We start from the raw sequence: 24,530 nt of genomic DNA, 5'->3' as shown, positions 1-24,530 counted from the left end.
GACTATTCTCGGTGAGACGGTAACTCAGCCGTTTTTCCAGCGGCTTAGCAGGAATGATGGCTATTGATGAAAATTGTCAGAAAAACGCGGCAACCGGACGCTAGAGCGCCCGGTTCACGGAAATGCCCTTGACCTGGGACGTGCTGGCGGCCGGGGCCTTGCCGGTATTGCCATAGGAGCCAACCTGGGCGGACTGGCCCATGCGGCCTGCAACATCGGAAATCAATTGCTCGGTGATCGAGCGCGCGGAAGCGAGCATCTTGAGGTTGGCGGCCATTTCGGCAGCGAGTGCTTCTTGCCCGCGTTTGAGCGCCTTGACCGCGTCGGGTGCCTCTGCGGCGATGGCGGCGGCGTTGTGCTGAACGCGCCTCGCGTAGAGAACATAGTCCTGGGCCAGGCGCGCTTTATCGGCGCTCAACTGTCCGGCTTCCTCGAGTTTGCCCGCACGCAAAAGGATGGTCTCGCGGTTCATGATGTCGATGAAGGCTTCGAGCGCGGTCTGTGTCGCAGCACAGAGTTCTGCGGGAGCCAGTTCTTCGTTGTTCTGGGGGGTAGCTGGCGCGGTCATCATCGTGCGTAGGCTCCGGCGGCTTGCGCAGGGGTTGAAGTCGGGGCGGCGGCCGGTGTGGCCTGGGTGGCAATCATGTCGCGCAGAATGCTGTCAGCGAGGCCGAATCCGCCGGCACGGGCGATGGCGTCGGAGATGTGTTCTGCTTGCAGGCCGCGATAGGTCTGTTCGGCATAGCCGCCTCCCATCGCGTCTTCCTCGCCCAGGCCCGAGAACATCTGGGACACCAGGGTATTGATGAAGAGGCCTTCCATTTCCTGTGCCTGTCCGTTCAGGCGGTCGTACTGGGCCTGAGGCATGTGTTCGGGCCGGGTAATCGGGGGAAGGGGAACAGTTGACATCACAGCACCTCGATCTCGGCCTGCAGCGCACCGGCTGCCTTGATGGCCTGCAGTATGGCGATCATGTCGCGCGGACTGATGCCGAGGGCGTTGAGGCCATCCACCAGCTCCTGGAGAGTGACCGACTCCTCAACCAGTGCGAGGTTCGAGTTCTCGGTCAACACGTCGATACTGGTCCGTGGAACCTCGGTGGTTTCGCCCAGCGAGAAGGGGTTGGGCTGACTCACCTGAGGGGTTTCGGTGATGGTCACGGTCAAATTGGCCTGGGCCACCGCCACCGTCGAGACCCGAACCTCCGAGCCCATGACAATGATGCCGGAGTTCTCGTCGATCACGATCTTGGCCGGCTGGTCGGGAGTAACGACGAGCTGTTCGATATCGGTCAGCAAGTCGACAATATTGCCATTGAAGCCTTCAGGCAGGCGAAGCTGAACCGTGGCCGGGTCGACCGGCACGGCGGTCGGCATGCCAATCAGGTTATTGATGGCGATGGCGATACGGCGGGCGGTCGTGAGATCGGGATTGCGCAGCGACAGGCGCAGATGGCGCTGGGCCGCAAGCTGGAAGGGTACTTCGCGTTCGACAAGGCCGCCGGATGAAATCCGTCCAGTGGTGGGAACGCCGGATATTACCGAAGCGCCGTCGCCCTGAGCCTGAAAGCCATTGATACTGACGGAGCCTTGCGCAATGGCATAGACCTCGCCGTCGGCGCCGAGAAGCGGTGTGACGAGGAGCGTGCCACCCTGCAGGCTCTTGGCGTCGCCAAGGGCGGAGACGTTGACGTCGATCCGGGTGCCCTGGGCGGCGAAGGGCGGCAAGTTGGCTGTCACCATAACGGCCGCAACATTGGCCGTACGAATTGAATTCCCACGGGTGTTTACGCCCATTCTTTCGAGCATCGCCTGAAGGCTTTGCCGGGTAAACGGTGCGTTGTTGAGGCCGTCGCCCGTGCCGTTGAGGCCGACAACCAGGCCGTAGCCAACGAGCTGGTTCTCGCGGATACCTTCGATATCAACGATGTCCTTGATGCGGGCCGCGTGGACCGGTGCGGTGCTGGGCAGGAGGGTCGTCAGCGTTATCAGCGCGACGCTCAGCCATTTGAGAAGGTGACGATACATGGTCTTCCCCAGTTTTTTCGCCGTAGTCTTTCCCCAAAGACCGGATCGGCAAACATGCTTTGCTCCACCTGTTGCGAAATCCGTGCCAGATTGCATATTGCCCCAACAGACCCCCTAATACACTGAAATCATTAATGAAAATGTCAATCAAATTGTCCGGTATTGATTGACCGCAGGTGGTGTGGGCAAAAATTGCCGGGGTCATTAAGGGGTTGTTAACCGTGCTGGGCAGAGTGTGCCGGGTAAGCGCCCGACAAGGAGATTGTGGTGCGGATCACCAACACCACGCGGACAGCACGAACCAGTTCCGGCCAGGCAAAACGCGCTGGAGGCGGCAGCGGATTCTCTATCGATTCCTCCTCGCAAAGCCGCGCGCCGGCCCAAACGGCCTCAACCAGTCACGCCACCGGCATTGATGCGATCCTGGCGCTTCAGGCGGTGGAAGACCCGCTCTTGGCGAAGAAGAAGGCGACCCGCCGAGGTCACATGCTTCTTGATGCGCTCGACGCCCTCAAAGCAGACTTGTTGGCCGGCCGAGTGCCGGAAGCCCGCATCGAGCGGCTTCTCACCTTGATCCGCGATGCGCGCAATGACGTCGATCCAGCACTTGATTCGATCATTACGGATATAGAATTGAGGGCGAGGGTGGAGCTGGCCAAGCTCGGGCACTACTAACTCCTGCAGGTTTGTCGAACTGTCGCAATAGTTTAGTAGATAGCCTCGGCTGAAAGCGGCGGGATAAACCGGAATCAAAGGCCCGGCTTGCCCGCAAGGCCCCGCGGATTTATATATGCGCGGCGTTTGGCAGTGGAGTGACCAATATGGCGATCGATGCCGAGATCGATGACTATCGTCCATCCGACGACGAACCCTTCATGAACCCCCGCCAGAAAGAGTATTTCCGCAAGAAGCTCCAGAACTGGAAGAACGACATTCTGCGTGAGAGCAGGGGAACGCTCGAGAGCCTTCAGGAGGAAAGCCACAATCACCCGGACATGACCGACAGAGCTTCGTCGGAAAGCGACCGGGCCCTTGAGTTGCGGACGCGCGACCGGCAGCGCAAGCTGATCTCAAAGATCGATGCTGCCCTCAAGCGGATCGAGGATGGCACCTATGGCTATTGCGAGGAAACCGGGGAGCCGATCGGGTTGGCACGTCTGGACGCCCGTCCGATCGCGACACTGTCGCTGGAAGCCCAGGAAAAGCACGAACGGCGCGAGAAGGTTTACCGCGACGACTGATGAAACCTGCGCACCGATGGTTGATCGGTAGCCACAAGAGATAAGAAAGGAGCCGCGAATGATCGCGGCTCCTTTTCGTTTTGGCCGGCTATCGCAAATAGCGCGCCTTGAGGTGGTCGATGAACACCTCGGCATCGAGCGGCGAGCCGGTTGCGGCCTGCATGAGGTCCGGGGTCGAAAGTCGCGATGCTTTCGACCAGATATGATCGCGCCGCCAGTCGTTGAGGCGGGTCACGTCGCCCCGGCGCAGATCGTCTTCGATATCGGGCATCTCGCTGTTGATCGCTGCCCATTGCTGGGACGCCATGATGGCGCCGAGCGTGTAGGAGGGGAAATAGGCGAAGGCACCGCCTGGCCAATGCACATCCTGCATCGGGCCGTCCTTCGGGTTGTCGAGGGTCGACAGGCCGAGATAGTCGCGCATGCGGGCGTCCCAAGCCTCAGGCAGATCCGCGGCCTGCATTTCTCCGGCGATCAGCAGTTGTTCGATCTCATAGCGCAAGATGATGTGCAGCGGGTAGGTGACCTCGTCGGCATCCACCCGAATGAAGCCGGGCTTGACCAGCAGAATGTGGTCGAGCACGTCCTCTATGCTCCAGTCATCGAGCATGGGCAGGTGTTTCTTGACCTCGGGCAGGGCAAATTCCCAGAAGGCCGGATTGCGGCCAATCTGCTTTTCGACAAACAGGCTCTGGCTTTCATGCACTGCCATGCCACGGGCGTGACCGAGCGGCCAGTGTGACCATTCGGCAGGCAGTCCCTGCTCGTAAAGGGCGTGACCGGTCTCGTGCATCGTGCCCATCAGTGCAGTGAGAAAATCATCTTCGCGGTAACGGGTCGTGATGCGGATGTCGGTGGGCACGCCGCCGCAGAAGGGATGGTAGGAGACATCCAGCCGGCCGTGCTCGAAATCGAAGCCGAGCACCTTCATCATGGCCAGGCCAAGTTCGCGCTGGGCAGCGATGGGAAAGGGTCCCTCGACCGGACGGAGCGGGCGTCTTGCGTGCCGGGCCTCCTGCGCTTCAAGCACTTCGGGCACGAAGTCTTTGAGGAAGCCCTTGAGCCGGTCGAACACGGGATCGATGGTGGCGGTGCGGGCACCGGGATCGAATTGTTCGAGCAGGGCGTCATAGGGTGCGAAGCCGGTGGCTTCTGCCCGGAGCTGGGACTCCTCACGGGCGACTTTGACAATCTCTTCGAGTGCCGGGAGGAAGCCATTCCAATCGTTCTCGGCCCGGCATTTGCGCCAGGTCTGTTCGCCGCGCATGGTCGCGAGTGTCTTGCGGCGCACAAAGTCTGCCGGCAGGCAGGTCTGGCTCACATAGACCCGCTCAAATTCCTCGATTGCGCGCGCCTTGTCGCCTTCAAGGCCTTCCTGCTTGGCGGCTTCGAGCCAGTCGCCCACCTGTGGTGCGGTCATGCGCTCGTGAATGATGGCGGCGACGGCTGCAACTGCTTCGGCGCGCTTTTCGCCGCCACCGGCTGGCATTGAGACCGCTTCATCGATGGAGAGGAAATTCTGAGCGTGGGACAAGGCTTCGAGGCCGTGCCCGAGCTCGTCGAGTTTTTGCCAGGACATGATGTGGACTTCCGTTCTCGGTAGGAGAGTGAACAGTGCCGCCGAGCCGGGCACAAGGCAACCCCGAAGAACCACCCAGGCTGCCAGTGTCCAAAAAGAAGAAGGGCGCGGCCACATTGGGGGAAGGCCGCGCCCCTTCTGGGGAGGATCACATCTCGGGAAGACGTGATCGGGAGTGCCGCCCGGCGTGATGAAGGGGGAAGCCGGGCGGCGGGGGAAATCAGCCCTTAGAAGGGCAGGATCGCATCGAGGACCTGCTGGCCATAGCGCGGCTGCTGGACGTCGGTGATCTGGCCGCGGCCACCGTAGGCGATGCGGGCTTCGGCGATCTTGGCGCTTTCGATGGTGTTGTCGGCGCCGATATCTTCGGGCCGCACGATGCCGGCCACGATCAGTTCGCGGACTTCGAAGTTGACGCGCACTTCCTGTCGGCCCTCGATGACCAGATTGCCATTGGGCAGGACCTGGGTGACGACGGCTGCGACCTGGGTCTCCAGCGTTTCGGAGCGGTTGACCGAGCCGGTGCCGGTATCACCTGCGCCTGTGTCGACGGTGACGGCCGCATCGGCGCTGACATTGGGTGCCACAGCATTGAAGATCGAGCCAAGTACGCCGCCGACGCCACCTTCATTGCTCGACTGACGCGAGCGGGCGGTCTGGTTGGCGATTTGCGCCTTGTCGGCGATGGTGACCATGACGGTCAGGATGTCGCCGACCTTATGAGCGCGCTGATCCTTGAAGAAGCCGCGGGCGCCGGAGCGGAACAGTGAGTTGGGAGCGTAGCTGGCGACTTCGGGTTCGGGCATCGGCATGCGCACGGGCTGATAACCGGCCTGGGCGGTCGGATCCGCGATAGCGGTCAGCTGCGGTGCGTTGCCGACATTGGCAAGCCGGCTGGCCGTATTGCAGCCCGCAAGGGTTGCGGCGAGGCCGAGCACGATAATGGTTTTTGCGAGTTTCATTTCCGGTTCCCCCAGAGGTTAGGACGCGTCAGCGACGCGGGTCGGCGCATTCGTGACCAGAATTTTTCCCCCTTCGGTCACGACGCCATGGATGATCTTGTTCGACATGGGATTGAGCACTGGCACGGTATCCCCCACCGCCCCGTCGCTCAGGGCCTTTGCCCGCAGGCTAAGGTTGAGAGCCCCGGTCTGATAGAAAAGCGTGATCAGTTCGTTGCGCTTGACGATGGTGGGCTCGACCACATCGACCGGGCGCAGAATGGAGCCGGCGCGGATCGACCGGCGAACAGCCTGGCCCTCAAAGTCCGCGGAGGTGAGGTCCGCATATTGCTGGGCCAGCCGGGCGGGCACCAGCTTGTATTCAATGTCGCCGGCGCTGACGATGTCGCCGCGGTCGAGGTTTTCCGCCAGATGCGGGATGGCGACCATCTCGGTGAAGCGGCCGGAAATGGTGACCGGCGCAGGTTGACCCGCGATCAGAAGACGCGCGGAGAAGCGGTCATTGGCCTCGAACCGGCGGAACTCGGAAACCACGACCGGTTCGCCACTGAGGTCTGCGTAAAACCGCTCAAGCGGATTATCGAGGGTCAGGGTCAGTTCGCTGCCCACCCCGATTTGGCCGCCCTTGCGCAATTCGCCGGCGATCAGCCGGGTGATCCGTTCGACATCGACGGCGATCCCCGAGCGTTCGACGCGGATGGTCGCAAGACCCGCCGGATCGAAGTCAGACAGTCCGGCGCGGCGTACGGCCTGCTCGATCGCGGCCAGCGAGACGGTACCGACGGTGCCCGGCTGCGGCGCGCGGAACAGGGGTTCTTCAGCCCAGGGGCCAGCGTCGTTGAACATGTCGCCAACGGTGACGATGCCATGCTCGACGGTGACGCTCGATTTGAGAACCGGCATGGCGAGGCCCGCCATGGTGGTCAGCGCCGTGGCACTGCCTGCCAGGATCAGGGATTTGATGAGCTTAAGGGTCATCGGTCAGGTTCCTAGCGGAGCTGCGAGGTGGCGGAGAGCATCTCGTCGGCACCTGAGATTACGCGCGCATTCATTTCGTAAGCGCGCTGGGCGGCGATGAGGTCAGCGATCTCGGTCACAGCGTTGACGTTTGCAAGTTCGAGGTGGCCCTGCAGCAGATTGCCGAAGCTGTCGGCGTTGGGCGTGCCGACCTGGGCGGCGCCGCTGGCGTCGGTCTCGACATAGAGGTTGTCGCCGATGCCTTCGAGGCCGGCCTTGTTGGCAAAGCGGGCGAGCTGGAGCTGTCCGAGCTGGGTCGGGGCGCCGTCATTGTCGAGGAAGGCTTCGACAACCCCTTCAGACGAGATCGAAATCGAGCGGGCATTGTCCGGGATGATGATGCCCGGCTGCACTTGATAGCCCTCGATGGTGACCATCATGCCGTTTGCGTTGCGCTCGAAAGCGCCGTCGCGTGTGTATGCGGTGCGGCCATCGGGAAGCTGGATCGGGAAGAAGCCTTCGCCGCGAATGCCGACATCAAGCTCCTTCTCGGTGGGCTGCATGTTGCCCTGGCTCATGATGCGAGGGGTTGCACCGGTCTTGACACCCGAGCCGATTTCGACGCCGGCGGGAAGCTGGGTCCCGGATTCCGAGGTCGATGAACCGGCGCGCCGGTAGACCTGGTAGAGCAGGTCCTGGAATTCTGCGCGCTGCCGCTTGAAGCCGGTGGTGCGCATGTTGGCGATGTTGTTCGAGATGACTTCGACATTGCGCTCCTGCGCGCTCATGCCGGTCGATGCGATATAGAGAGCTTTCATTTTCCGTGTCCTTTCTGCGAGCCGGCTCAGGCGCTCAGGGTGCCGAGTTTCTGGATCGCGCTTGAACGGAGCTGATCCTGGCGCTGCATGAGCTGGGCCAGGGATGTGTAGGCGCGGGTGATGCGCATCATCTCGGTCATCTCGGCGACGCCAGAGACGTTGGAGCGCTCGATGGCGCCCTGGATGACACGGGTATTGGTGGCGATTTGCGGGTTGTCGCCCGCGAACATGGTGTCGCCCTCACGGGTGAGGTCCTGAGGGTTCTCGAACTCGACGATGCGCAGCGTGCCCTTGGCGCCAGCCGAGGAACGAACGGAGCCGTCCTTGCCGATGGCGATGTTGGTTTCCGAGGCATCGAAAACCATGAACCCGCCATCCGAGACAACGCGGTCACCTTCCGCGGTGACCAGTTCGCCGAGGTTGTTCAGGGTCAGGGCGCCGTTGCGGGTGTAGCGCTCGCCGGCCTCGGTCTGGACGACCAGGAAGCCTTCGCCTTCCAGGGCGATGTCCAGATCGTTACCGGTCTGAAAGATGCTGCCGGCGCGAAAGTCATGAATGGTCGCCCAATCCTGCGTGTAGCTGAGCGGCTGGTCGGGAAGCTGAAAATCCCGGTCGGCTGCGACCGGCATGATGTATTCCTCGAACAGCATGGATTCTGCCTTGAAACCGGTCGTGTTGAGGTTGGCCATATTGTTGGCCACCACATCCATCTGGCGTCTCAAGGCGACCTGGCGGGACAGGCCTATCAACTGTGCATTTTCCATTTTGCACGAACTCCCGATTTCTCCCCGGTCCTTCACTTCCCCAAGCGTTGGACCTGCCAAATCAATTGCAGGAGCTGTGCCAAAATGAAAAAATTAATGATTTCAATAATTTAGATTTTCGAAGGGCCGGAAAGCACTGCCGTTTGCAGGGTTGAGGGCATGAATTGCCCGGCAAAAATTGCCGCCTTGCCGGTAAATCCTAACTACTCGTTAACCTAATCCGCCTTAGCTCGGTGGGAACCGGAACACCGAAGGGCAAGGATTCGCACCAATGGCGATGACGGACGTAGCCGATGCCGACCTGGACGCGCTCGAGGCAGATGCCGCCGACGACGCAGATGAAGGTGGCGAGGAGCAAGGGGAAGGCGGCAAGAAGCGGCTGCTTTCCAAGAAGCTCCTGATCATCATCGGTGCTGCGGTGCTGGTTCTTGCTGCCGGTGGGGCTGCCGCGTTCTTCCTTCTCGGTTCAGGGGGAGGTGAAGCGGCCAAGGACCCTCTCGTGCGCGAGTCCTTTTATTATGACATCCCGCAGATGACGGTGAACCTCAATCCGGAGGGGGACCGGGAGCAATATCTCAAGATCGACATAGCGCTCGAACTTGCCGACAAGGCGATGGTCGAACAGATCGAACCGAAAATGCCGCGCGTGCTCGATGCGTTCCAGGTTTATCTGCGCGAACTCCGTAAAAGCGATCTCGAAGGGTCAGCCGGCATCTACCAGCTCAAGGAAGAGCTGCGCCGCCGCGTGAACATTGCGGTCTACCCCGCAGAAGTCGACCGCATCCTGTTCAAGGAACTCCTGATCCAGTAGGCGCATGATGGCAGACGAACCCGAAGATCAGAACGAAGACGATATCCTGAGCGAGTTCGGCCTCGACATCGAGGGCGATGGCGAAAAGTCCGGTGAGGGTGAGGGCGCCCCCAAAAAGGAGAACGACAGTCTTTCCGCCGACTGGGCGGCAATGATTGCAGCCGAAAGCGAGGATGGCGAAGACGCCGCCGACCGCATTCTCAACCAGGACGAGATCGACAATCTTCTCGGATTCAACCCCGAGGAATCGGTTGCGGCAGAAGTTTCCGGCGTTCGGGCGCTGATCAATTCGGCGCTAGTCAGCTATGAACGCCTGCCGATGCTTGAAATCGTGTTCGACCGGCTGGTCCGGCTGACCACGACCTCATTGCGCAATTTCACCTCCGACAATGTCGAGGTTTCGCTCGACAGTATCTCCTCCGTGCGGTTCGGGGACTATCTGAATTCAATTCCTCTGCCTGCGATCCTTTCGGTCATTAAGGCGGAAGAATGGGACAATTTCGGGCTCATCACTGTCGATAGCGCGCTGATCTACTCGATCATCGATGTGCTTTTGGGCGGTCGCCGCGGTCACAATGCAATCCGGGTCGAAGGGCGTCCCTATACGACCATCGAGATGACGCTCACCAAGCGGATGATCGAGGTCATTCTCGACGACATGCACCGGGCGTTCGATCCGCTCTCGCCGGTGAACTTCAAGATCGAGCGGCTTGAGACCAATCCGCGCTTTGCGGCGATCACGCGCCCGGCGAATGCCGCGATCCTGGTCGAATTCCGCATCGATATGGAAGACCGCGGCGGCAAGATCGAAGTGCTCTTGCCCTACGCCACGATCGAACCGATCCGTGAACAGCTGCTGCAGATGTTCATGGGGGAGAAATTCGGGCGCGATCCGATCTGGGAAGGCCATCTGGCCACGGAGATCTTCGCTGCCGATACCGAGGTCGAAGCGGTGCTGCATGAGTGGGAAATGCCGCTTTCGCAGGTCCTCGGCCTCGAGCAGGGACAGACTGTGATGTTCGAGCGGGGGCCGGATGAACCGGTTGCGCTCCGGTGCGGGGACGTACGCCTGACCGAGGCCCTGATGGGGCATATCGGGCGGCATGTGTCAGTGCGCATCAACAAACCCCTCAATCCGCCGAGAGTGAACATGTCGGTGTTTGAGGCCATGGATGAGCAGGAGAGTGAGAAATGACGGGTTTGCCCCTGGGACTGATCGTTGAAGGTGCCGTGGCGGTCCTTTTGGTGCTCACCATCGGGTATTGCGTCATACTCAATGCCCGGCTCAAAAGGCTTCACGCCGATCGCGACGAGCTCAAGAAGATGGCGGTCGAAATCATTCACGCGACCGAATTGGCCAATCGCGCGATCACCGGGCTCAAGGAAACCGCCCGCGATTGCGACGAAGCGCTGACCAGCCGGCTTGAGGAAGCAGACCGTTTCTCGGTCGAGTTGGCGCGGCATGTGAACGCTGGCAACACGGTTCTGACGCGGATCGCCCAGATTACCGAGGTGGTGCGCGCCGAGCGCGAGCAGCGTGAACATGCCAGCCAGGTTCAGGAAAACCGCAGCCGGCTGGCGCTCGAACAGCTCGATCGCCACCAGCAGTCCCGTGAGGCCGCTGCGTGAGATCGCTTCGCCTCATCCCGGTCGTTATCGCCGCCACTGGCGCCCTGCTGGCCTTCAAGGCCATCGGGCTGATGAGCGGGCATGGCTACATTCTGGGGGACCTTCCGGTTCTCGCCCAGACGCAACAACAGGCTCCTGCCGATGCTGTCGAAGGGATGATGGACGCGCCGTCGGACGAAGCCGCGCCGCAAACCGGCGCAACCGGCGAGGGAACCACGGATTCCCAACTCGCTACTGCCGACAATGCCGCGGCCGGGCAGAATATGGCCGAAAGCGCCGATGGGGGCTCAAACGAACCGCAGGATGCGATTCCGGTCGAGCTGACGCTCAAGGGCGAACGCATACCGCTGAGGATGGGCGAAGACCTCGCCGACACCGAATTGCAGGTGCTCGAACGCCTGGGGGACCGGCGAGAAGAGCTGGAGCAGTTTGCTGCCGATCTCGCGATGCGCGAGAAACTCGTTGAGGCCGCCGAGAAGCGACTCGAAATCCGGATTGCCGAACTGCAGGACCTCGAGGCCGAGGTCAATGCGTTGGTCGAGAAGAAGAAGCAGATGGACGACGAGCAATTCCAGTCGCTTGTCGCCATGTATGAAACTATGAAGTCAAAAGAAGCCGCCACTATCTTCGATCAATTGGGGATCGATGTTTTGGTGCGTCTGGTCCAGGCCATGAACCCACGCAAGATGGCGCCGATCCTGGCCAGTATGTCGCCCGAGAAAGCCGAATTGCTGACGGTCCGGCTGGCCAATATCGACCCCGAGCCGATGCGCGATCCTTCGACCGCGAACCTCGATTCCCTGCCCCAGATCGTGGGGCAGTAACCGGCAGTTCAAATGCCCGCCCGGTAAGGCTGCGTTAAAGCTGAAGAGGTAGGTTAACCATAACGAAGGCGGCCGACGGACGGGCTAATCTGTGAGCTTTATTCGCCTCATTGCCAGATTTGCGGGTCGGCGGCGCGTGCGCCGTTCCGGCACTGGCATGTTGCGCGCCCTACTCGCGCTGATCGTGGTGCTGGTTGCAGGCGTTCCGGCCAGGGCGGCGGATTTCCTGACCATCGAGCCGGAGGCGCTGGATGGTTTCGGCCGAATTGTCCTGACTTTCCCCGACCGTCTGAAGCTTCCCGAATACGAAGTGACGAACGAACAGAACGTGCTCGCCATCGAGTTCGACCAACCCGTTCGTATCGAATCGCCGGACATCTCCGATGAACTTCACGACTATGTCGCGGTGACACGCGCCGACCCGGACGGGAAGGGCGTTCGGTTCGGTCTCAAGCGGCGGTTCACGACCTCTATTCTGGAAGCTGGCGAAAAGCTGTTCATCGATCTGTTGCCCGAGGGCTGGCAAGGATTGCCGCCCAGCCTGCCGCCCGAGGTCGTTGCCGCGCTGGCCGACCGGGCGGAGAATGCCGATATTCTGGCGGAGCAACGGCGTAAGGCCGAAATCGCCCGAGAGAATAACCCACAGGTGGATGTGCGGGTGGGCCGCCATCCGACCTTCACGCGGATGCGCTTTGAATGGTCGATGTCGACGGACGCCAATTTCCAGGAAGTGGGTGATTACGCCGAGATCAAATTCGAATGGCCAGTCGGGATCGATCTCACCGATCTCAAGGGTGACCGTCCTCCCGATATCCTATCGCTCGAAAACGAGGTCACGGCTGACGGCAGCACGGTGATCATCGAGCTGGCAAACGGGGTCACGCCCCGGTTCTTCAAGGAGAGCGACAGCACCTATGTGCTCGACATGGATTTTACGGCCATGCCGGGCCGGTCGGTTACGCTCGATGAGCTGATCAAGCAAACGGATTACGAGGCCCCGGAAACCGAGGACGCTGCCAGCGCCGACCAACAGGCCGAGCAGTCTGATCCCGGGCTCGCGCCGGTTCGCTCCGCTCAGACCAGCATTCAGCCTTTCATGAATACGATCGGCGACACAGTGCGCATCGTCTTCCCGTTCGACCAGGACACACCTGCGGCCGTGTTCAAGCGTGCCGGCACGATCTGGATGCTGTTCGATACCCATGTGACGATCGATAGTCCCGAGCCCGGCGAGTTCGACAGCTTCGCCAGCGGCTTCTCGGTTGATGGCGCACGCGACCTTCAGATCGTCAGGATCGACACCGGTACCGACCGGCTGGCAACGCTCGGTGCGGAAGGTCGTTCCTGGGTGCTTTCGCTGGGTGATATTCTGTTCGGGCCGACCGAACCGGTTGAACTCGAACGCGACCGGGCGACAAGCGGCGCATTGCGCATGAGCGCTGATCTTGTGCGGCCCGCCAAGGTGCACACTGTCCGGGATCCGAATGTGGGTGACCTGCTGCAGGTCGTAACCGCCTATCCGCCAGCCCGCGCGGTGGTGCGGACATTGGACTATGTCGACTTCCAGGCCATCAAGGCGGTGCACGGCCTTGCGATCCGGCCCAACAGGCCCGAGGTCCAAGTGGCGATCGAAGGGTCGCGCGCGGTGATCGATGCGACGGACGGGCTGAGTCTTTCCGAACCCGGCCCCGTTGCGGTTGCCAGCAGCCGCGACGATGCGCTCTCCCGCACCACCTTCATCGATATGGGTGCTTATATCCGCTCCAATCCGCGGGAATTCTCCGAGGACCGCGAACAGATCATGCAGCGGGCCGCAGCGGCGGAGGGCCAGTTCCTCGACGCTGCCCGGCTCGAGCTGGCACGGTTTTACCTGGCGAACGATTTCGCGCAGGAATCCCTCGGGGTGGTCGAAGTTCTACAGCGGGAAACCGACCGGATCGAATTCCGCGACCGGATCGAGATTACTCATGCCGCCGCGTCCGTCCTGGCGAACCGGCCGGAAGAGGCGCTCAGCATTCTGTTGGAAGACAAGTTCGTGGATTCACCTGATGCGGTGATGTGGCGGGTAATGGCGCGGGCGCAGACCGCCGACTGGGAGAATGCCCGGGCGGATGCGCTGGCCGCCGAGGGGGTTACTGATAATTATCCGAGCTGGCTGAAGAACCGCTTCCTGTTCGCGGCGATGCGCGCGGCGCTCGAAACCGGTGACACGGCGCTCGCGACCAGGCTGTCGAGCCAGTTCGAGTTTGCCGATATGAACCAGGAGCAGCGGGCCGCGTTCGACCTCTTGATGGGCTGGATCGACGAGCTCGAAGGGCGCCCGGAGGAGGCGCTCGTCACCTATGGAAGTGTGATCTCGGCCGGTTATCGCCCCACCGAGGCGGAAGCGACCTATCGCACGACACTGGTGCTGGACGGGCTGGGACGGCTCGATCTCGACAGCGCCGTTGATACTTTGTCGACCCAGGCGATGGTCTGGCGCGGTGATGCGCTCGAAGCGAGAATCCAGCAAAAGCTCGGTGAACTCTATTTCCGCAATGGTGCCTATCGGGAAGGCTTCGAGATCATGCGGCAGGCAGTGCGGGTTCATGAGGACCTGCGGCCGGCGACAGAGCTGCTGGATACCGGCAAAGCCGTGTTTGCCGATTTGTTCCTCAACGGCCAGGCGGATGCCCTGTCACCCGTCGAAGCGCTGGGCCTGTTCTATGATTTCCGCACCTTGACCCCCGCCGGCATTCAGGGCGACGAAATGATCCGCAATCTGGCGCGCCGGTTGGTCAAGGTGGACTTGCTGGAGCAGGCGGCGGGATTGCTGGAATACCAGGTCGATAATCGACTTGAAGGGGCGGGGCGCGCCCAGATCGCCGCCGATCTGGCGGTAATCCATATTGCGGACCGTCATCCCGAAGCGGCCCTCAAGGCCCTCTACAGGACCCGGATCGCCAATCTTTCGCCCACGGTTGAACGGCAGCGCAAGCTTCTTGAAGCCAAGGCATTGATCGATGCCGGGCGCAATGATCTGGCGATCGAATTGCTGGCGTCGATGACCGGCCGGGATGCCGAGCTGCTCAAGGTCGAAGCCCATTGGGCTGCGGGGCGCTATCGCATGGCGGCGGAGATCCTCGAGCGGCTCTATGTGCCCGAAGAACTCGATACGCCGATCCAGCCGTCGGTCAGGGCGCATCTGGTGCGCGCTGCTGTCGGCTATGCGCTCGACAGCGACGAGATCGGACTGTCACGCCTTCGCGGCAAATTCGCCGATTTGATGAAGCCGACACCTGAGTGGCCAGTGTTTGAATTCGTCACCGGGCGGGCTGCGCCGACCACGCTCAAGTTCCGCGAGATCGCCCGCGAGATTGCTGCGACAGACACGCTGGGAGCCTTCCTCAAGGCTTATCGCGACCGATATGAGCCGGGTGGGGCGCTGTCCCCCAACAGCTTCAAGGCTTCGGATCTGCCCCAGGGCAGCGGCGCCTGATCAACTGACGGGTACGAAGCTTCGGATCAGCGATCCGGCGACCAGATACCAGCCGTCGACCAGCACGAAGAAGATCAATTTGAACGGCAGCGATATGATGATCGGTGGCAGCATCATCATGCCCATCGACATCAGCACCGAAGCGCAGACCATATCGATGACGATGAATGGAACGAACAGGAGGAAGCCGATTTCAAAGGCGCGCCTGAGTTCGGAGATCATGAATGCCGGGATCAAGATGCGCAATTCAAGCTCTTCAGGCGCCTCGGGAATGTCGGTTTCGGTCAAATCGAGGAAGAGCTGAACGTCCTTGTCGCGGACATTGGCGCGCATGAATTCGTGCACCGGGCCGCTGGCAAGGGGGAGAGCCTCTTCAAACTCGATCTCACCGGCAACCAGCGGCGCGATCCCCTGATCATAGGACTGCTGCAGTGTCGGCATCATGATGAAGGCGGTGAGGAACAGCGCCAGGGAGATCATCACGGAATTTGGTGGTGCGGTCTGCAGGCCAATGGCGGTTCGCAGGAGGGAAAGCACCACGACAATCCGGGTGAACGACGTCACCATCACCAGGATCGAAGGCGCAAGCGCCAAGATCGTCAGCAGCCCGACAAGTTGAACTGCCCGCTCAGTGATGGTGGAATCATCGCCAAAGTCGACAGATATGTCCTGGGCGAAGGCCGGATGAATCGCGAGCAGGAGGCCGACCAGCCCTACAAAGGCCAAGGCGATCATTCGACCGCGGGAAAGCCTGCGAAGGGGTTCAGCCTTTTCGGCTTTTTCCTGGTTTGGCTTTCGCAGATTTGCCGCGAACTTCGTCAACCGCGTCTCCGCCCTGTGCACTGGGGGTTTCGTCGGCATCAGACATATCTGAGTCGGCCGGATTGGCCTCAGCTTTGTTGCGCACGAACTGTGGAGGAACGGCGCTGTGCCGCGTAACCGGACGCAGAAGGCCCGGATAGCGCAATGCGGCAGTGCCGTTGCGGGGCGGTGACCGGCGGCCCAACTGGCGAAGTTTTTCCATTGGAGAGGTTTCGTCCGCGGCGGCAGGGCGCGCCGCACGCTCTAAACTTTCTGCTTCCGTATTGTCCGGCCCGCCCGATCCATTGTGGCGGGGGGGCGGGTCGTTCCGGCCAACAGCGTTCGAGGTGGCCTCTGAACGGCGCCGGAGTCCGGGAATCGGCGGGCGGGATGTTGTTTGCGGCTCCTCGGGGGCTTCGGACGGCGCATCTGCGGGGCCGAGTTCAGCGCCAGGTTCGGGGCCAGGTTCGGGGCGGGCCACCCTTGGCTCGGGCATTGCCTGCCCCGCCGGGGCGGTTTGACGCCGCGCAATCTGGCCGATCGGCGCCATATTAAGGCGTGACTGACGTTGCGGTGCCGAACTTGTCGCGTAATCAGGCAGGGGAATATCGGATTCAACGATGAGGTCCTGCGCGCCACCGGTCAGAATCAGATGTTCGCGATCGTCACGCCTCACAAGCACCAGACGCCTTTTGCCATCCACCATGACGGCTTCGGACACTTCAATGCGTCTGGTGCGTCCCGAACCGACCGAACGGGACGCGTTGAGGACGAATTTGAGCACCCACACGAGCAGGACAATGAGCAACAACACGATGGCGAGGGCGGTCACAACCGTCCAGATGTCGCCGCCAACGCCGCCAAACAAACTCGAAATAAAACCCAACGACGAACCTCTTGTGTCTGCGTGGCGCCCGGAATCTGCCTTGTGCCCGCAATCCTGCCGCAGGGGACAGTCGGGCAAGTCCTGCCTAGCATAGCGGGACTGCGCTGATATGGCAGCGGGAAATGGCCGCTATATGACGAATGAGTGTCGCAATGGGAGGGCTGTTAACGACGCATTAACCATGCACTGGGCAGAATGTGCCTAGTTTCAAATGGTTCGAGGCTCGCAATGGCCCTTGGCGATATGCCGATCCTGTCGGCTCTCAAGCAAAAGATGAACTGGCACCAATCCCGCCAGACGCTGTTGGCCGAGAACGTCGCCAACGCGGAAACCCCCGGTTACAGGGGGCGGGACCTCAAGCCTTTCTCTTTTGAAGACCACGTCAATTCGCTCAAGCTCGAAGGCGTCGAGACCTCGGCAACCCACAAGGCACATTTTGCCGTGCATTCGGAAGTTGGGCGCGGATTCGGCACCAACAAGCTGAACAGTTTCGAGATTACGCCGGAGGGGAACGGGGTGACGCTCGAGGACGAGATGATGAAGGTCACGTCCAACCAGCTCGACTACCAGGCGGCGACAACTCTCTACACTCGTTCGATCCGTCTGATCAAAACAGCGCTCGGCAAAGGCTAAGCGGTAAGGGGGTACAGTGTCCGACTTTTTGTCTTCCATGAAGATCGCTGCCGGAGGGCTGCATGCGCAGTCCGCGCGGATGCGGATCATTGCCGAAAACCTCGCCAATGCGGATTCAGCGGCCAAGGAGCCCGGTGCGGATCCTTATCGCCGCAAAATGCCGACCTTCGACGCCATCTATGACCGGGAGATGGAAGCCTATGAGGTCAAGATCGGCAAGATCGCCTATGACCAGAGCGACTTCCAGAGCCGCTATGAGCCGGGTCATCCCGCTGCGGACGAGAAGGGGTATGTCCGTTACCCGAACGTCAATTCTCTGATCGAAACCATGGACATGCGCGAGGCCCAGCGCAGCTATGAGGCCAACCTCAACGTCGTCACCGTGACCCGGCAGATGCTTGGGTCGACGCTCGACATCTTGCGCGGCTAACCCGCGCTCCGCTGCCGATACCCGGGTTGGGGGACCCGGGCCGGCAGCGAGACTGAAATCTCTTTGGGGAGTATCACAGAATGAGCGTGCCATTTTCAGCGGCGGCGAATGCCTACACCTCGGCCACCAAGCTGGCCGATCCCAAGAAATCGATGATGCCCGAAGCGGGGATGACCACGCCGGCGGGCCAGGATTTTGCCCAGCTTCTGGCGGGAAGCGTCAATGAAGTGGTCGAGTCCGGTCGCGTGGCTGACCAGAAAGGCCTCGAAATGCTCAACGGCAAGTCGAATGTCGTTGATGTGGTGACGGCGATCTCGGAAACCGAAGTTGCCCTTCAGACCATGGTCACGGTCCGTGACCGCGTGATTTCGGCCTATGAGGAAATCATGCGCATGCCGATCTAGACGATCCGCAAGTGCGGGCGCTTCGCCTGATCCGCAAATGCGCTTGCGCGTGACGGGAGGCGGGGCGACCCTGTGACGGACGCTGGGGGTGATTCCCCGTAAAAAAGAGAGTGAACCGGTGACCGGCGCAGAAGTGCTTGATGTGGCCCAGGACGGGATATGGACCCTTGTTTGGGTCTCCGCGCCGTTGATGCTGGTCGGTTTGATCGTGGGTGTCGTGATCGCCCTGTTCCAGGCGTTGACCCAGATCCAGGAAATGACACTGGTGTTCGTGCCGAAGATCCTGGCGATCTTCGTGGCGATGTTGCTGACGCTGCCTTTCATGGGCGCGACGATGGGCGCCTTCATGGACCGGATCGTCAATCTGATCATCGCCAGCGGGCAGGTGTGATGACCGTTGAGTGGCTGCCACAGACGGCCCTTGTCCTGATCCTGATCTTTGCGCGGCTGGGCACCCTGGTGATGCTGATGCCGGGTTTCAGCGCGAACGGGATCCCCACGCGCATCCGGCTGGCCTTCGCGCTCGCTGTGACGTTTGTGATGTATCCGCTGATCTCCCAATACTTCCCGGATGTGCCGGAGACCGTTTTCGGTGCCTTGGTGCTGTTGGGCCATGAACTCGCCGTCGGGTTGATGATCGGGGGTGTGGCCCGGTTGCTGACATCGGCGGCACAGGTGGCCGGCTCCACCATTGCCTTTCAATCCGGACTCGCCTTCGCCCAGACCGCTGACCCGACGCAGGGCGGGGTGCAGGGGGCGGTCTTCGGCAATTTCATCGCGGTTACCGGCATTGCAATGGTGTTCGCGCTCGACCTGCACCACCTCGTGCTGGCAGCGATCTATCACAGCTATGAACTGTTCACTCCTCAATCCGAACTGATGGTGGGTGACGCCACCCAGATGGCGATCAAGGTTGTGGCGGCGAGTTTCACCGTTGGATTGCAAATGGCGGCACCGTTCGTGGTGTTCGGGCTGGTTTTCTACTTCGGGCTCGGGGTGCTGGCCCGGCTGATGCCGCAGATCCAGGTCTTCTTCATCGCCATGCCCGCAAACATCATGCTGGGGCTGGTCCTGTTTGCGGTTCTGATCGTGATGATCATGAATTTCTACATGGCGCATATCGAGCAATTTCTCTCTGCGCTGGCTGGTCAGGGGGCTTGAGTGGCCGACGAACCAGACAAGAGTGAAAAGACAGAAGACGCCTCCCAAAAGAAGCTTGATGACGCCCACAAGAAAGGCGATGTCGCCAAGAGCCAGGAGGTAACGACCTGGTTCATGATGCTAGGCACGACGATGGTGTTCGGGCTGATGGCGCCGACGCTCAGCGCCAATCTGCTGCAACACCTCAAGGGCATTGTTGCCAATGCCGACCAGATCAGCATGACCGGATCCGGGTTCGGCGAGTTCTGGCGCGAAATGGCGCAGACGGTTTTGATGGTGACACTGGCGCCGCTGTCGTTGCTGGCCGTGTTCGCGATCGCCGCCAACCTGGTGCAGCACAAGCCGGTCTGGTCATTCGACCCGGTGACGCCCAAATTCAGCAAGATTTCGCCAATCAAAGGGTTTCAGCGGCTTTTTTCGACCGACTCCCTGGTGAACTTCGCCAAAGGCATGTTCAAGCTGGTGGTTGTTGCCACGGTGATGGTGGCAGTGATGTGGCCCGAGCGCGACCGGCTCGACACGATCATCACCGCGGACCCCTTGTCACTGCTCATCGTGTTCCAGGAACTCGGGCTGAAGCTGCTGGCGGCGACCCTGATCATCGTCACCGTCATCGCGCTGTTGGACTTTCTCTATCAGCGGCACAAATGGTTCGAGCGCCAGAAGATGACCGTCAAGGAAGTGCGCGATGAATACAAGCAGATGGAAGGCGACCCCAAGGTCAAGGGCCGCATCCGCCAGATCCGCGAGGAGCGCGGGCGCCGGCGCATGATGGCTGAGGTGCCGAACGCGAATGTGATCATCACCAACCCGACCCACTACGCCGTTGCGCTCAAATATGACCGCTCCATGCCCGCGCCGAAATGTGTCGCCAAGGGAACCGACGCCGTGGCGCTCAAGATCAGGGAAGTCGGAACGGAAGCCGAGGTGCCGATCGTCGAAAATCCGCCGCTCGCGCGTGCTCTTTATGCCAGTGTCGATATCGACGAAGTCATTCCGGTCGAGCACTTCAAGGCCGTCGCGCAGGTGATCGGCTATGTCATGCGCCTGAAAGACCGGGGATCATGGCGTTCTTGAGGTTTGGCGAGCGCCATACAATTGCGTACAAGACGGTCACGGCGACCGATTTGCCGGGGGCAGCTCCCCGGGGCTGTGAGCAGTGAAACGAGAGGCAAGGCTGATGGCGGTTTCTCCGCTGGATGATGGCAGTTATCCCGAACCGGCGGTCGACAAGGGCGGCGCCGGGCAGGGGCTTTGGCGCGTAGGCGTTCTGGCCGCGTTCTTCGTGCTCGCTGCGCTGGCCTTTTCTTTCATGGGCGACGTTATCCCGGTCGAAGTGACGCTGGGATTTCTCGGCATCCTGACGCTGATCGGCGTGTTCTCGCTGTTTGCGCTGGCTGCGGGGCTGTTCCGGATCGCGCGTAGCGAGGACGGACGTGGCCTGGCCGATGCGGCGATCGACAGCTTGCCCTACGGTGCTGTGATCTCGGACAAGGACGGGCGCGTGATCTATGCCAACGCGGCCTATGCAGCCGTGGCTGGCGGGCGCGACGATGGCGGGCCGCCGGCCAATGTGCCGCGGCTGTTTGTGTCCAATCCGGAGGCCAGCGAAGCAATCTATCGCCTCACCCGGGCGGCCAAGGAAGGCCGCGCTGCCTATGAAGATGTACGGCTGACCGCACCGCTGGCCGCGGCAGGCGCAGTGCGCCAGGTGCGACCGTGCTGGTACCGTATCCGTGTGACGCCCTTGCCCCGCGTCGATGCCGGGGGCGCCAAGGCTCTGGTCATGTGGTCCGTGGAAGACATCAGCCGCGACCGCGACACCCAGGAAAACATGTTCCTCGAGCTGCAGCGCGCCATCGATTATCTCGATCATGCGCCAGCAGGGTTCTTTTCGGCAGATTCCAACGGCCGTATCCAATACCTCAATGCCACCCTGGCCGACTGGCTGGGCTACGATCTCGCTTCATTCGAGGCAGGGGCGATCCGCCTGACCGATATCGTCCCGGGGGACGGGGCGGGCCTGCTGGTTGGCGGCCGGCCCGATGGCGAGATTCAGACCGAGATCATCGATCTCGACCTCGTCAAGAATGACGGCACCGCGATGCCGGTGCGCCTGCTGCACCGGGTGGCGCGGCTGGCCGAAGGAGATCTGGGCGAATCCCGGACACTGGTGCTCGACCGCCAGCGTGGCGCGGATGTCTCGGAGGACCTGAGGACCGCGGAAGTCCGCTTCTCGCGCTTTTTCAACAATACGCCCTTTGCCATCGCAGCGCTGGATGCGGACGGACGGATCGTGCGCACCAATGCGCCGTTCATGCGCATTTTTGGCAATGAAGGGGGTGAACGGGCCACATCCGGGTTGCCGCTCTCCGAATTGCTGGTGCCCGATGCGCGGCAGAAGCTGACCGACGCGCTCTCGGCTATTGCAGCGCAGAAGTCGCAGATCGAGCCGGTGGACGCGGTCCTGAGCGCGGATACGGAGCGCTCGGTGCGCATTTATTTGTCCGGGGTCGAGCAGGGGGGCGATTCTGATGAAGCGGCGATTGCCTACACCCTCGACACAACTGAACAACGGCTTTTGCAGCAGCAATTCGCCCAGAGCCAGAAGATGCAGGCGATCGGCCAGCTTGCAGGCGGTGTGGCCCACGACCTCAACAATGTGCTGACCGCGATTATCGGCTTTTCCGACCTGTTGCTTTTGCATCAACGGCCGAACGATCCGCCGTTCAAGCACATCATGGAGATCAAGCAGAATGCCAACCGGGCCGCAGGGCTGGTGCGTCAGCTGCTTGCGTTCTCACGCCGGCAGACGCTGAGGCTCGATGTTCTCGATGTTCCGCCGCTCGTTGACGACCTGTCGGTGCTGCTCAACCGGCTGATCGGCGACAATATTTCGCTCAAGGTGGAGCATTCGGGCGATGTGTGGCCAGTGAAGGCGGATCTCACACAGCTCGAGCAGGTCATCATCAATCTGGTCGTCAATGCCCGCGACGCGATGCCCGATGGCGGCACGGTGAAAGTGAACACCCGCAACGTCACCGAAAGCGAGGCAGAAGGGTTCACCTATCGTGGCATGCCGCCGGCGGAATATGTGCTGATTCAGGTGGACGACACCGGCACCGGCATGGCCAGCGATGTGATGGACAAGATTTTCGAGCCCTTTTTCACCACCAAGGATATCGGTAAGGGCACGGGGCTCGGGCTGGCTACGGTTTACGGCATCATCAAACAGACCGGTGGTTTCATTTACCCCGAATCCGAAGTCGGGAAGGGGACGAGCTTTCGGATCTTCTTGCCGCGCCACATCGTTACGCATCGCGAAGCCGTCGAACGGCAGGTGACGCAGAAGGTTCGTGACCTCACCGGAGATGAGCGGATCCTGCTGGTCGAAGATGAGGAGAGCGTGCGCGCCTTTTCTGCCAAGGCGCTCGAATCGGCGGGCTATAAGGTGTTTCAGGCCGCGAGCGGGCTCGAAGCGCTTGAAGTTTTCGAGGAAATCGAAGGCAAGATCGATCTGCTGATCTCGGACGTTGTCATGCCCGAGATGGACGGGCCAACCCTGTTGCGAGAGATCCGCAAGCAGATGCCCGATCTCAAGGTGATTCTGGTTTCAGGCTATGCCGACCAGGATGCGCGCGAGGGTCTCGAGGACGATCAATCCGTGGCGTTCCTGCCCAAGCCGTTCTCCCTCAAACAACTCGCCGCCAAGGTGAAGTCGGTGTTGCTCGACGAATCCGAGGAACCGGAACGCGAATCCGCCGACTGAGGATTTCGGCGCGGTGCGGAAACAAATCGATCGCACCCATGCGAATCGGTCCCGGTGTTCAACCTATTGACTGCAGCGATCAATAAAGGGCACTTGACATTTGAAACAAAATAAGAACAAATGTCGTACAAACAGGGCCGAAAAGCGTTTCCTCTATTTGCGTTGCAAGGCCGTTGAGGGTTTGAAATAAGGAGATTCGCGATGGCCACTGCGCCGCTGAAAGTGATCGACGGGGGATCGATGGACAAGAACAAGGCCCTTGATGCGGCGCTCAGCCAGATTGAGCGCAGCTTCGGCAAAGGCTCGATCATGCGCCTGGGCGAGAACGCTCTCGTCGAGATCGATTCGATCTCCACGGGCTCGCTGGGGCTCGATATCGCGCTGGGGATCGGTGGTCTGCCGCGCGGGCGTATCGTTGAAGTGTTCGGCCCGGAAAGCTCGGGCAAGACCACGCTGGCGCTGCATGTCGTGGCCGAAGCGCAGAAGAATGGCGGCATTTGCGCGTTTGTCGATGCCGAGCATGCGCTTGATCCGATCTATGCCCGCAAGCTGGGGGTCAAGGTCGATGACCTGTTGATCTCCCAGCCTGATGCCGGCGAACAGGCGCTTGAAATTTCCGATACGCTGGTTCGGTCCGGCGCGATTGATGTGCTGGTGGTCGATTCGGTGGCCGCGCTGACACCGCGTGCCGAGCTCGAAGGCGAGATGGGCGATTCCCTTCCCGGATTGCAGGCTCGCCTGATGAGCCAGGCAATGCGCAAGCTGACTGCCTCGATCTCGCGCTCGAAAACCATGGTGATCTTCATCAACCAGATCCGCATGAAGATCGGGGTGATGTTCGGGTCACCCGAGACCACTACTGGTGGTAATGCGCTCAAGTTCTATTCCTCGGTACGGCTCGACATTCGCCGCATCGGCGCGATCAAGGACCGTGACGAGGTTGTCGGCAACCAGACCCGGGTCAAGGTGGTCAAGAACAAGCTTGCACCGCCGTTCCGGCAGGTAGAGTTCGACATCATGTATGGCGAAGGCATTTCCAAGACCGGTGAACTGCTCGATCTCGGCGTTAAATCCGGGCTGGTGGAGAAGTCCGGCGCCTGGTTCTCCTATGACAGTCAGCGGCTGGGGCAGGGACGCGAGAATTCGCGCCAGTTCCTCAAGGACAATCCCGAGATTGCCATGCAGATCGAGCAGGGTGTGCGCGAAAGCGCGGGGCTCTTGCAGGAGAATCTGATCGCGCCGCCCGAAAGCGATGAGGCCGAGGACGACTAGGCCGTCAACAGTTTGCAGTGAGTTTGCCGCGGCGCCAGCACTGACGCCGCGGTTTTCTGTTGGGCCAGGGGGATGCTGGGTTAT

General features: G+C 61.1%; 25 protein-coding genes. 15 read left to right on the top strand and 10 right to left on the bottom strand.

The window, feature by feature from the left end; translation table 11 throughout:
* Positions 1-100 precede the first annotated feature (100 nt).
* The 3 genes from G489_RS0106720 to G489_RS0106710 are packed head-to-tail and all read right to left on the bottom strand — an operon-like array spanning position 101 to position 2,027.
* Positions 101-571, bottom strand: coding sequence for a hypothetical protein (locus G489_RS0106720; protein ID WP_029040892.1), 471 nt, complete (start codon positions 569-571; stop codon positions 101-103).
* Complete coding sequence (locus G489_RS19430; protein ID WP_081691439.1) at positions 568-909, bottom strand: rod-binding protein; 342 nt, start codon at positions 907-909, stop codon at positions 568-570. The genes G489_RS0106720 and G489_RS19430 overlap by 4 nt, the downstream gene beginning before the upstream one ends.
* Positions 909-2,027 carry a flagellar basal body P-ring protein FlgI gene (locus G489_RS0106710; RefSeq protein WP_029040891.1) on the bottom strand — a complete coding sequence of 373 codons (1,119 nt, stop codon included), beginning with the start codon at positions 2,025-2,027 and terminating at the stop codon, positions 909-911. Before G489_RS0106710 ends, G489_RS19430 begins: the two co-directional genes overlap by 1 nt.
* A 267-nt stretch (positions 2,028-2,294) precedes the next feature.
* On the opposite strand from G489_RS0106710, the gene G489_RS0106705 reads away from it, so the two are divergent.
* Together G489_RS0106705 and dksA are read left to right on the top strand one after the other, a co-directional pair.
* Positions 2,295-2,702, top strand: a complete 408-nt coding sequence (locus tag G489_RS0106705) for a flagellar assembly protein FliX (RefSeq protein ID WP_029040890.1) — start codon at positions 2,295-2,297, stop codon at positions 2,700-2,702.
* Between the two features lie 146 nt (positions 2,703-2,848).
* Positions 2,849-3,268, top strand: coding sequence for an RNA polymerase-binding protein DksA (dksA, locus tag G489_RS0106700; protein WP_029040889.1), 420 nt, complete (start codon positions 2,849-2,851; stop codon positions 3,266-3,268).
* 88 nt (positions 3,269-3,356) lie between these two features.
* On the opposite strand, the gene G489_RS0106695 is transcribed toward dksA, so the two are convergent.
* The 5 genes from G489_RS0106695 to flgF form a co-directional block, all read right to left on the bottom strand.
* Complete coding sequence (locus tag G489_RS0106695) at positions 3,357-4,847, bottom strand: carboxypeptidase M32 (protein ID WP_029040888.1); 1,491 nt, start codon at positions 4,845-4,847, stop codon at positions 3,357-3,359.
* A gap of 227 nt (positions 4,848-5,074) precedes the next feature.
* Complete coding sequence (flgH, locus tag G489_RS0106690; protein ID WP_029040887.1) at positions 5,075-5,809, bottom strand: flagellar basal body L-ring protein FlgH; 735 nt, start codon at positions 5,807-5,809, stop codon at positions 5,075-5,077.
* A gap of 18 nt (positions 5,810-5,827) precedes the next feature.
* Positions 5,828-6,787 (bottom strand): flagellar basal body P-ring formation chaperone FlgA, encoded by a 960-nt coding sequence (gene flgA, locus G489_RS21680; protein ID WP_029040886.1) that lies wholly within the window; start codon positions 6,785-6,787, stop codon positions 5,828-5,830.
* Between the two features lie 11 nt (positions 6,788-6,798).
* Complete coding sequence (gene flgG, locus G489_RS0106680; RefSeq protein WP_029040885.1) at positions 6,799-7,584, bottom strand: flagellar basal-body rod protein FlgG; 786 nt, start codon at positions 7,582-7,584, stop codon at positions 6,799-6,801.
* 26 nt (positions 7,585-7,610) lie between these two features.
* Positions 7,611-8,348 (bottom strand): flagellar basal-body rod protein FlgF, encoded by a 738-nt coding sequence (gene flgF / locus G489_RS0106675; RefSeq protein ID WP_029040884.1) that lies wholly within the window; start codon positions 8,346-8,348, stop codon positions 7,611-7,613.
* Positions 8,349-8,619: 271 nt separating this feature from the next.
* Between flgF and G489_RS0106670 the strand changes: the two genes are divergently transcribed.
* The 5 genes from G489_RS0106670 to G489_RS0106650 all read left to right on the top strand — a co-directional run bounded on the left by G489_RS0106670 (position 8,620) and on the right by G489_RS0106650 (position 15,090).
* Positions 8,620-9,159 (top strand): flagellar basal body-associated FliL family protein, encoded by a 540-nt coding sequence (locus G489_RS0106670; RefSeq protein ID WP_342667636.1) that lies wholly within the window; start codon positions 8,620-8,622, stop codon positions 9,157-9,159.
* Positions 9,160-9,166: 7 nt separating this feature from the next.
* Positions 9,167-10,354, top strand: coding sequence for a flagellar motor switch protein FliM (gene fliM, locus G489_RS0106665; protein WP_029040882.1), 1,188 nt, complete (start codon positions 9,167-9,169; stop codon positions 10,352-10,354).
* On the top strand, positions 10,351-10,788 hold the full coding sequence (locus G489_RS19415; protein ID WP_051332384.1) for a DUF6468 domain-containing protein: 438 nt from the start codon (positions 10,351-10,353) through the stop codon (positions 10,786-10,788). The genes fliM and G489_RS19415 overlap by 4 nt, the downstream gene beginning before the upstream one ends.
* Complete coding sequence (locus G489_RS0106655) at positions 10,785-11,612, top strand: MotE family protein (protein ID WP_029040881.1); 828 nt, start codon at positions 10,785-10,787, stop codon at positions 11,610-11,612. The genes G489_RS19415 and G489_RS0106655 overlap by 4 nt, the downstream gene beginning before the upstream one ends.
* A 157-nt stretch (positions 11,613-11,769) precedes the next feature.
* Positions 11,770-15,090 (top strand): tetratricopeptide repeat protein, encoded by a 3,321-nt coding sequence (locus tag G489_RS0106650; RefSeq protein ID WP_029040880.1) that lies wholly within the window; start codon positions 11,770-11,772, stop codon positions 15,088-15,090.
* Here the strand turns inward: G489_RS0106650 and fliP are convergent, their stop codons facing one another.
* Positions 15,091-15,825 (bottom strand): flagellar type III secretion system pore protein FliP, encoded by a 735-nt coding sequence (gene fliP, locus G489_RS0106645; RefSeq protein WP_035871823.1) that lies wholly within the window; start codon positions 15,823-15,825, stop codon positions 15,091-15,093.
* A gap of 28 nt (positions 15,826-15,853) precedes the next feature.
* Positions 15,854-16,777 carry a flagellar biosynthetic protein FliO gene (locus G489_RS21675; RefSeq protein WP_051332383.1) on the bottom strand — a complete coding sequence of 308 codons (924 nt, stop codon included), beginning with the start codon at positions 16,775-16,777 and terminating at the stop codon, positions 15,854-15,856.
* Between the two features lie 228 nt (positions 16,778-17,005).
* On the opposite strand from G489_RS21675, the gene flgB reads away from it, so the two are divergent.
* The 8 genes from flgB to recA all read left to right on the top strand — a co-directional run bounded on the left by flgB (position 17,006) and on the right by recA (position 24,446).
* Complete coding sequence (flgB, locus tag G489_RS0106635) at positions 17,006-17,410, top strand: flagellar basal body rod protein FlgB (protein WP_029040878.1); 405 nt, start codon at positions 17,006-17,008, stop codon at positions 17,408-17,410.
* 37 nt (positions 17,411-17,447) lie between these two features.
* Entirely contained in the window at positions 17,448-17,840 is a 393-nt protein-coding gene (gene flgC / locus G489_RS0106630; protein ID WP_035871822.1) for a flagellar basal body rod protein FlgC, read from the top strand.
* An 80-nt stretch (positions 17,841-17,920) separates the two neighbouring features.
* On the top strand, positions 17,921-18,244 hold the full coding sequence (gene fliE, locus G489_RS0106625) for a flagellar hook-basal body complex protein FliE (protein WP_029040876.1): 324 nt from the start codon (positions 17,921-17,923) through the stop codon (positions 18,242-18,244).
* A gap of 118 nt (positions 18,245-18,362) precedes the next feature.
* Positions 18,363-18,635, top strand: coding sequence for a flagellar biosynthesis protein FliQ (gene fliQ / locus G489_RS0106620; protein WP_029040875.1), 273 nt, complete (start codon positions 18,363-18,365; stop codon positions 18,633-18,635).
* Positions 18,635-19,405 (top strand): flagellar biosynthetic protein FliR, encoded by a 771-nt coding sequence (fliR, locus tag G489_RS0106615; RefSeq protein ID WP_029040874.1) that lies wholly within the window; start codon positions 18,635-18,637, stop codon positions 19,403-19,405. Before fliQ ends, fliR begins: the two co-directional genes overlap by 1 nt.
* Positions 19,406-20,482: a flagellar biosynthesis protein FlhB gene (gene flhB, locus G489_RS0106610; RefSeq protein ID WP_029040873.1), complete on the top strand. Its 1,077-nt coding sequence runs from the start codon at positions 19,406-19,408 to the stop codon at positions 20,480-20,482.
* Between the two features lie 103 nt (positions 20,483-20,585).
* A complete protein-coding gene (gene cckA, locus G489_RS0106605) occupies positions 20,586-23,174 on the top strand; it encodes a cell cycle histidine kinase CckA (RefSeq protein ID WP_029040872.1) in 2,589 nt (862 codons plus the stop codon).
* Between the two features lie 201 nt (positions 23,175-23,375).
* Positions 23,376-24,446 carry a recombinase RecA gene (recA, locus tag G489_RS0106600; protein ID WP_029040871.1) on the top strand — a complete coding sequence of 357 codons (1,071 nt, stop codon included), beginning with the start codon at positions 23,376-23,378 and terminating at the stop codon, positions 24,444-24,446.
* Positions 24,447-24,530 lie beyond the last annotated feature (84 nt).

The organism is Cucumibacter marinus DSM 18995 (genome assembly GCF_000429865.1).
In the GTDB taxonomy this organism is placed as follows: Bacteria; Pseudomonadota; Alphaproteobacteria; order Rhizobiales; family Devosiaceae; genus Cucumibacter; species Cucumibacter marinus.
Note: the sequence above shows the minus strand (reverse complement) of the source record. Positions and strands in the feature narration are given on the sequence as shown.

What these genes read in the sequence shown, in the direction of transcription:
- G489_RS0106720 (WP_029040892.1), bottom strand. Translation starts at nt 571, where the DNA reads ATGATGACCGCGCCAGCTACCCCCCAGAACAACGAAGAACTGGCTCCC.
- flgH (WP_029040887.1), bottom strand. Translation starts at nt 5,809, where the DNA reads ATGAAACTCGCAAAAACCATTATCGTGCTCGGCCTCGCCGCAACCCTT.
- cckA (WP_029040872.1), top strand. Translation starts at nt 20,586, where the DNA reads ATGGCGGTTTCTCCGCTGGATGATGGCAGTTATCCCGAACCGGCGGTC.
- flgA (WP_029040886.1), bottom strand. Translation starts at nt 6,787, where the DNA reads ATGACCCTTAAGCTCATCAAATCCCTGATCCTGGCAGGCAGTGCCACG.
- fliM (WP_029040882.1), top strand. Translation starts at nt 9,167, where the DNA reads ATGGCAGACGAACCCGAAGATCAGAACGAAGACGATATCCTGAGCGAG.
- dksA (WP_029040889.1), top strand. Translation starts at nt 2,849, where the DNA reads ATGGCGATCGATGCCGAGATCGATGACTATCGTCCATCCGACGACGAA.
- fliP (WP_035871823.1), bottom strand. Translation starts at nt 15,825, where the DNA reads ATGATCGCCTTGGCCTTTGTAGGGCTGGTCGGCCTCCTGCTCGCGATT.
- flgG (WP_029040885.1), bottom strand. Translation starts at nt 7,584, where the DNA reads ATGAAAGCTCTCTATATCGCATCGACCGGCATGAGCGCGCAGGAGCGC.
- G489_RS19430 (WP_081691439.1), bottom strand. Translation starts at nt 909, where the DNA reads ATGTCAACTGTTCCCCTTCCCCCGATTACCCGGCCCGAACACATGCCT.
- flgF (WP_029040884.1), bottom strand. Translation starts at nt 8,348, where the DNA reads ATGGAAAATGCACAGTTGATAGGCCTGTCCCGCCAGGTCGCCTTGAGA.
- G489_RS19415 (WP_051332384.1), top strand. Translation starts at nt 10,351, where the DNA reads ATGACGGGTTTGCCCCTGGGACTGATCGTTGAAGGTGCCGTGGCGGTC.
- G489_RS0106650 (WP_029040880.1), top strand. Translation starts at nt 11,770, where the DNA reads ATGTTGCGCGCCCTACTCGCGCTGATCGTGGTGCTGGTTGCAGGCGTT.
- G489_RS0106710 (WP_029040891.1), bottom strand. Translation starts at nt 2,027, where the DNA reads ATGTATCGTCACCTTCTCAAATGGCTGAGCGTCGCGCTGATAACGCTG.
- G489_RS0106695 (WP_029040888.1), bottom strand. Translation starts at nt 4,847, where the DNA reads ATGTCCTGGCAAAAACTCGACGAGCTCGGGCACGGCCTCGAAGCCTTG.
- fliR (WP_029040874.1), top strand. Translation starts at nt 18,635, where the DNA reads ATGACCGTTGAGTGGCTGCCACAGACGGCCCTTGTCCTGATCCTGATC.
- fliE (WP_029040876.1), top strand. Translation starts at nt 17,921, where the DNA reads ATGAGCGTGCCATTTTCAGCGGCGGCGAATGCCTACACCTCGGCCACC.
- recA (WP_029040871.1), top strand. Translation starts at nt 23,376, where the DNA reads ATGGCCACTGCGCCGCTGAAAGTGATCGACGGGGGATCGATGGACAAG.
- G489_RS0106670 (WP_342667636.1), top strand. Translation starts at nt 8,620, where the DNA reads ATGGCGATGACGGACGTAGCCGATGCCGACCTGGACGCGCTCGAGGCA.
- flgC (WP_035871822.1), top strand. Translation starts at nt 17,448, where the DNA reads ATGAAGATCGCTGCCGGAGGGCTGCATGCGCAGTCCGCGCGGATGCGG.
- flgB (WP_029040878.1), top strand. Translation starts at nt 17,006, where the DNA reads ATGGCCCTTGGCGATATGCCGATCCTGTCGGCTCTCAAGCAAAAGATG.